This is a genomic window from Herbaspirillum sp. UBA812, from assembly GCF_002296545.1.
GTDB lineage: Bacteria > Pseudomonadota > Gammaproteobacteria > Burkholderiales > Burkholderiaceae_D > Herbaspirillum > Herbaspirillum huttiense.
In genome coordinates, this window is the sequence record NZ_DBIC01000323.1 from 1 (window position 1) to 6,453 (window position 6,453).

General features: G+C 64.0%; 3 protein-coding genes and 1 pseudogene. 3 read left to right on the forward strand and 1 reads right to left on the reverse strand.

Translation table 11 applies throughout. From position 1 onward, the window contains the following. Window positions 1–361 (reverse strand): annotated as a pseudogene (locus B3873_RS21800) (two-component sensor histidine kinase); the annotation flags it as partial. 226 nt (window positions 362–587) lie between these two features. Between B3873_RS21800 and B3873_RS21805 the strand changes: the two are divergent. From B3873_RS21805 to B3873_RS21815, 3 genes are all read left to right on the forward strand, one after another. After that, the gene (locus B3873_RS21805; protein WP_286869046.1) at window positions 588–1,880 is read left to right on the forward strand and encodes an efflux RND transporter periplasmic adaptor subunit; all 1,293 of its coding nucleotides are present in this window, start codon (window positions 588–590) and stop codon (window positions 1,878–1,880) included. Between the two features lie 11 nt (window positions 1,881–1,891). Next, window positions 1,892–5,047 carry an efflux RND transporter permease subunit gene (locus B3873_RS21810; protein ID WP_252696701.1) on the forward strand — a complete coding sequence of 1,052 codons (3,156 nt, stop codon included), beginning with the start codon at window positions 1,892–1,894 and terminating at the stop codon, window positions 5,045–5,047. Then, window positions 5,047–6,453: efflux transporter outer membrane subunit (locus B3873_RS21815; protein ID WP_286869049.1), on the forward strand; the 1,407-nt coding region annotated here is incomplete at its 3' end. The genes B3873_RS21810 and B3873_RS21815, both read left to right, overlap by 1 nt.

Here is a 6,453-nt window from a genome sequence, read left to right on the forward strand (position 1 = left end):
GCGCGCCGGTCAGGTCGGAGGGGGTGAAGGTCGGGCCGGAAGTACGGACCGCACCGCTGTGTTCGACGATGGCCGGCTTCATCAATTCGAACCAGGCGCGTGGATTGTCGCGCAGGAATTCCCAATTGCCGTGCTCGCGATAAGCCTGTTCCAGGCGCGGCACCATGTCTTCCATGCGCTGCTGTGCCTGCTCGTTGAGATAGCCGAGGAAGTCGCGGTTGAAGATGTAATGCCCCGCGCCATTGATGGCCGCAATCACCGCCACGATCAGGGCCAGCATCGCATAGAAGAGCTTCAGGCGAATGTTGGCGCGATAGAAGAAGCGGTCGGTCAGCTCGGCGATCGAGTGGGCGATGGACATGGGATGCAGCAGGCGGTCGGTGGAATCAGGCCAGAGCTTATCAAGAACCCGGGCGGCGGTGGCGCACGAGTTGCCAATGTCATGCGCGATGTTGCAGGACGGACATGCCGTCGCGCTTGCTCATTTTTCCCTCACATTTGTTTTCCATAATCGCAGGTCCGATAGCTCATTGCGCCCGGAACCCGCGCCCATGGCGGCTGGCGGACGGGCAGAAAGCCACCCGATCATGCAAGAAAACCTCACACTCTCGCGCCGCCCGGGGCGCAGTTCCTCCACCGCAGCCCGTCTGGTGCTGTCGCTGATGCTGGTGGCCGTCCTTGGCGCCTGCTCCAAATCCGGCGACCAGCCCAAGCCTGCGGCCCAGTCCGAAGTCGGCTATGTCGTCGTCAAGGCCCAGCGCCAGGCGCTGACCACCGAGTTGCCCGGCCGTACCACGGCCTATCTGGCGGCCGACATCCGTCCGCAGGTGGGCGGCATCATCCAGAAGCGCCTGTTCAAGGAAGGCAGCAACGTCAAGGCCGGCCAGCCGCTGTACCAGATCGATCCGGCCAGCTACCAGGCGGCCTATGACAGCGCCAAGGCATCCTTGCTGAAGGCACAGGCTACGCTGGCCTCCTCCAGGCTGAAGGCCGACCGTTATGCCGAGCTGAACAAGATCGACGCCGTCTCCAAGCAGGACAACGACGACGCCCAGAGTACGCTGCGCCAGAACCAGGCCGACGTGGAAGTGCAGAAGGCCGCCGTGCAGACCGCAGCCATCAACCTGCAATACACCAAGATCCTGTCGCCCATCTCGGGCCGCATCGAGAAATCCAGCGTCACTCCCGGCGCGCTGGTGACGGCCAGCCAGACCACTGCACTGACCACGGTGCAACAGATCGATCCGATCTACGTCGATGTGACGCAATCCACCGTGGACCTGCTGCGCCTGCGCCGCGAACTGGCCAGCGGCCAGATCAAAAAGAGTGGCGACAATGCCGCCCAGGTCAAGATACTGCTGGAAGATGGCTCCACCTATGAGCGCACCGGCAAGCTCGAATTCACGGGCCTGTCGGTCGATACCGGCACTGGCATGATCACGCTGCGCGCGGTGGTCCCGAATCCGGAGGGCGTGCTGTTGCCGGGCGCGTATGTGCGTGCGGTACTGGAAGAAGGTGTGGATGACCACGCGCTGCTGGTGCCGCAGAAGGCCATCAGCCGCGACCAGACCGGTGCGGCGACGGCCCTGGTGCTGGGGAACGACGGCAAGGTCCAGCAGCGCCTGGTGACCGTGGCGCGTGCCGTGGGCAACAACTGGTGGATCAGCCGTGGGTTGCAGCAAGGCGACAAGCTCATCGTCGATGGCTTGCAGAAGGTGCGTACCGGTGACACTCCGCGTGCCATCGACATCACCGACAGCCTGCAGAAGGACCTGGCGCGTGAAGCCGCTGCGGCGGCCGCCGATCCCTCGCTGGGCGGTGATGCCGACAAGGCGGGCGAGTCCGCCGCTGCCCCGGCCACCAGCGTCCAGTCGAAGTAAGCGAGGCGCACATGGCACGTTTCTTTATCGACCGGCCCATCTTCGCGTGGGTCATCGCCATCATCATCATGCTGGGCGGGATGATGTCGATCCGCTCGCTGTCGCTGGAGCAGTATCCGGACATCGCGCCGCCCAAGGTCAACATCAAGGCCACCTACACCGGTGCCTCGGCCAAGACCCTGGAAGATTCGGTGACCCAGGTCATCGAACAGCAGATGAAAGGCCTGGACAACCTGCAATACATGTCGGCCAGCTCCAGTTCGGCCGGCAGCGCCACGGTGGCGCTGACCTTCACCGCCGGTACCAATCCGGACGTGGCCCAGATGCAGGTGCAGAACAAGCTGCAGCAGGTCACGGCGCGCCTGCCGCAGGCGGTGCAGAACAATGGCGTGACCGTCACCAAGGCCTCCACCGATATCCTGATGGTGCTGTCGCTGACCTCGGATGATCCGCGCATCACCAGCATCGACATCGGCGACTTCATCAGCAGCACGCTGACCGACCAGATCAGCCGCGTGGAAGGCGTGGGCGACGTGACCGCCTTTGGTACCAATTACGCGATGCGCATCTGGATCGATCCGGCCAAGCTGCAGAAGTACGCGCTGATGCCGTCCGACGTCACCAGCGCGCTCGAAGCGCAGAACACCGAAGTGTCGGCCGGCGAGATCGGCGCACTGCCGGCGCAACCGGGTCAGCAGATCAACGCCACCATCACGGCGCGCAGCAAGCTGACTACGCCGGATGAGTTCCGCAACATCATCGTCAAGTCTTCCGCCGATGGTTCAGTGGTGAAACTATCTGATGTGGCCCGCGTGGAGCTGGGTGGCGAGAGCTACCAGGTGGCCTCGCAGCAGAATGGAAAACCGTCTTCGGCACTGGCGATCCAGCTGGCCACCGGCGCCAATGCGCTGGCCACGGCCGATGCGGTCAAGAAGAAGATGGCCGAACTGGAGCCCTACTTCCCGGCCTCCATGAAGCTCAAGACCAACATCGCCTACGACACCACGCCTTTCGTGCGCGTGTCGCTGGAAGAAGTGGTCAAGACCCTGATCGAAGCCATCGTGCTGGTGGTGCTGATCATGTACCTGTTCCTGCAGAACATCCGCGCCACCTTCATTCCGGCCATCACGGTCCCGGTGGTGCTGCTGGGGACCTTCGGCATCCTGGCCATGTTCGGCTATTCCATCAACACCCTGACCATGTTCGGAATGGTGCTGGCCATCGGCTTGCTGGTGGACGATGCCATCGTGGTGGTGGAAAACGTCGAGCGCCTGATGAGCGAAGAAAAGCTCAGTCCCAAGGAGGCCACCCGCAAGTCCATGCAGGAAATCACCGGTGCGCTGGTCGGTATCGCCATGGTGCTGTCGGCGGTGTTCATCCCGATGGCCTTCTTCGGCGGATCCACCGGCGTGATCTATCGCCAGTTCTCCATCACCATCGTCTCGGCCATGGCCTTGTCGGTGATGGTGGCGCTGACCCTGACTCCGGCGCTGTGCGCCACGCTGCTCAAGCCGCATGCCAGCGGCCACGTGCAGCAAGGAAAATTCTTTACCTGGTTCAACCGCACCTTTGACCGCAGCGCGACCCGCTACCAGGGCGGTGTCGGCGGCCTGCTCAAGCGGGGCAAGCGCGGCCTGCTGATGTATGCGCTGATCGCCGTGGCGATGGCGGTGCTGTTCATGCGCCTGCCCACGTCCTTTCTGCCGGAAGAAGACCAGGGCGTGCTGATGGCCCAGATCCAGCTGCCCACGGGCGCGACCGCCGAGCAGACCGCTACTGTCGTGAAGACTGTGCAGGAATACTTCATGAACAAGCCCGAGTCGGTCGATTCGGTGCTGGCCATCGTCGGTGCAGGCGTGGGTGGCAACAGCCAGAACGGTGCGCGTGCCTTCATCCGCTTGAAGGAGTGGGACCAGCGTACCGGTGCCGGGCAGTCGGCTTCCGAGCTGGTGCGCCTGGCCAACGCGGACTTGTCCAAGATCCGCGGGGCGCGCGTGTTCCTGATGAATCCGCCTGCGGTGCGCGGTTTGGGACAGAGTTCCGGCTTCGACCTGGAATTGAAGGATGTGGGTGGCGTGGGCCACGATGCGCTGTTGAAGGCGCGTGACCAGTTCCTGCAACTGGCGCGCGGCAATGCGCTGCTGGCCAACGTGCGGACCACCGGCCTTGATGACACTCCGCAATTGCGTGTGGCCATCGATGACCGCAAGGCTGATGCGCTGTCGATTGCGACCTCCGACATCAACTCGACATTGGCCACTGCCATGGGCGGCACCTACGTCAATGACTTCCTCAGCAACGGGCGCGTCAAGAAGGTCTATGTGCAGGGCGATTCCGCCTTCCGCATGCAGGCCGAAGACCTGAACCGCTGGTATGTGCGCAACTCGGCCAGCCAGATGGTGCCGTTCTCGGCCTTCATGAGCAGCAAGTGGACCTATGGACCTTCCCTGCTGGAGCGCTACAACGGCGTGTCGTCCTTCGAGATCGTCGGTGAACCGGCAGCGGGTGTGAGCTCGGGAACGGCCATGGCCGAAGTGGAAAAACTGGTGGCGCAACTACCGGCCGGCATCGGCTTCGAGTGGACCGGTTCGTCCTATCAGGAGCGGCTCTCGGGCAACCAGGCACCGATGCTGTATGCGATTTCCATCCTCTTCGTGTTCCTCTGCCTGGCGGCCTTGTATGAGAGCTGGTCGGTACCGTTCGCAGTGATCCTGGCGGTGCCACTGGGCATCGTCGGCACCGTGCTGCTGACGGGGATTTTCGGGATGTCCAATGACGTGTATTTCCAGGTGGGGCTGTTGACCACGGTGGGCCTGTCGGCCAAGAACGCGATCCTGATCGTGGAATTCGCCAAGCAATTGCACGAGTCCGGCAAGAGCCTGCGGGATGCCACCCTGGAAGCGGTGCAGCTGCGCCTGCGTCCGATCCTGATGACCTCGCTGGCCTTCATGTTCGGCGTGCTGCCGCTGGCCGTGGCCAGCGGGGCCGGCTCGGCCAGCCGCCGCGCCATCGGCACGGGCGTGCTGGGCGGCATGCTCTCGGCCACTTTGCTGGGCATCTTCTTCGTGCCCTTGTTCTACTACCTGATCGGCACCTGGCTGGATCGCCGCGCGGCGAAGAAGCCGCGCCAGGATGACGATCACGCGACACAAAAGGAGGGCGTGTGATGACCCGGCCCGCACAACAGACATCCATCCTCTGGACCCGCACGGCCATGGTGCTGGCGCTCACGGCAGCGCTGGCGGGCTGCGCCAACCTCGCGCCCGATTACGCGCAGCCGGCCGCACCGGTGCCGGCCAGCTGGACCCAGCAGGTCGACGGCAAGCCGCTCGGCGGCAGCGCCGGCAAGGCCGCTGGCGAGATTGATGCGGACCAGCTCGGCTGGCGCGAATTCTTCCTCGATCCACGTCTGCAGCAGGTGATTGCCGCTGCGCTGGAGAACAACCGTGACCTGCGGGTGGCGGCGTTGAACATCGAGAAGGCGCGTGCGCAATATCGCATCACCGATGCCGATCGCTATCCGGCCATCTCCGCCACCGGCACCAGTACTGCCAGCCGCACGCCGTCTGAGCTGACCACCAGCGGCCGCGCCACGGTGTCGCGGCAGCAGAGTGTGACGGTGGGGATCAGCGCTTACGAACTCGATTTCTTCGGTCGCCTGAAGAATCTCTCGGATGCGGCGCTGGAGACCTATCAATATCAGGTCGAGACCCGTCGCAGCACGCACATCAGCCTGGTGGCCGAAGTGGCCACGGCGTGGCTCACGCTGGCCTCCGACCGCGAGCTGTTGAAGCTGGCGCAGGACACCTATGCCAGCCAGTCGCGCACCTTCGAACTGAGCCAGCGCAGCCATGATATCGGCACCGTCTCCGGGGTCGACCTGGCCAGCCAGGAAGCCACGGTGCAAGCGGCACGCGCCGATGTGGCCAGCTACACCAGCCAGGTCGCGCAGGACATCAATGCGTTGCGCCTGCTGGTCGGGGCCGATGTGGATGCGGCGCTGTTGCCAACCGGCTTGCCGGATACCGCCAGCGTATTGCCTTCCACGCCTGCCGGCTTGCCGTCGCAAGTACTGCTGCGCCGCCCGGATGTGCTGGCCGCAGAACATACGCTGAAATCCGCCAATGCCGACATCGGAGCAGCGCGCGCGGCCTTCTTCCCCAGCATTTCGCTCACCGCTGATGGCGGTACGGCCAGCCGCACGCTGGGTGGCTTGTTCAAGGCCGGCAGTGGCAGCTGGAGTTTCGTGCCATCGATCAACCTGCCCATCTTCAATGCGGGCAGCCTGCGTGCCAGCCTGGATTCGGCCAAGATCACGCGCGACATCGATGTGGCCAATTACGAGAAGGCGATCCAGACCGCCTTCCGTGAAGTGGCCGACGCACTCGCCGTGCGCGCCACGCTGGACCAGCGGCTGGATGCGCAGGGCCGGGCCACGGCGGCCAGCGAGAAGGCCTTCCGCTTGTCCGAGGCACGCTACAAGAATGGCATCGACAGCTATCTCACCACGCTGGTGGCGCAGCGTACGCTGTACTCCGCACAGCAGACCTTGATCTCGCTGCGACTGACCGAG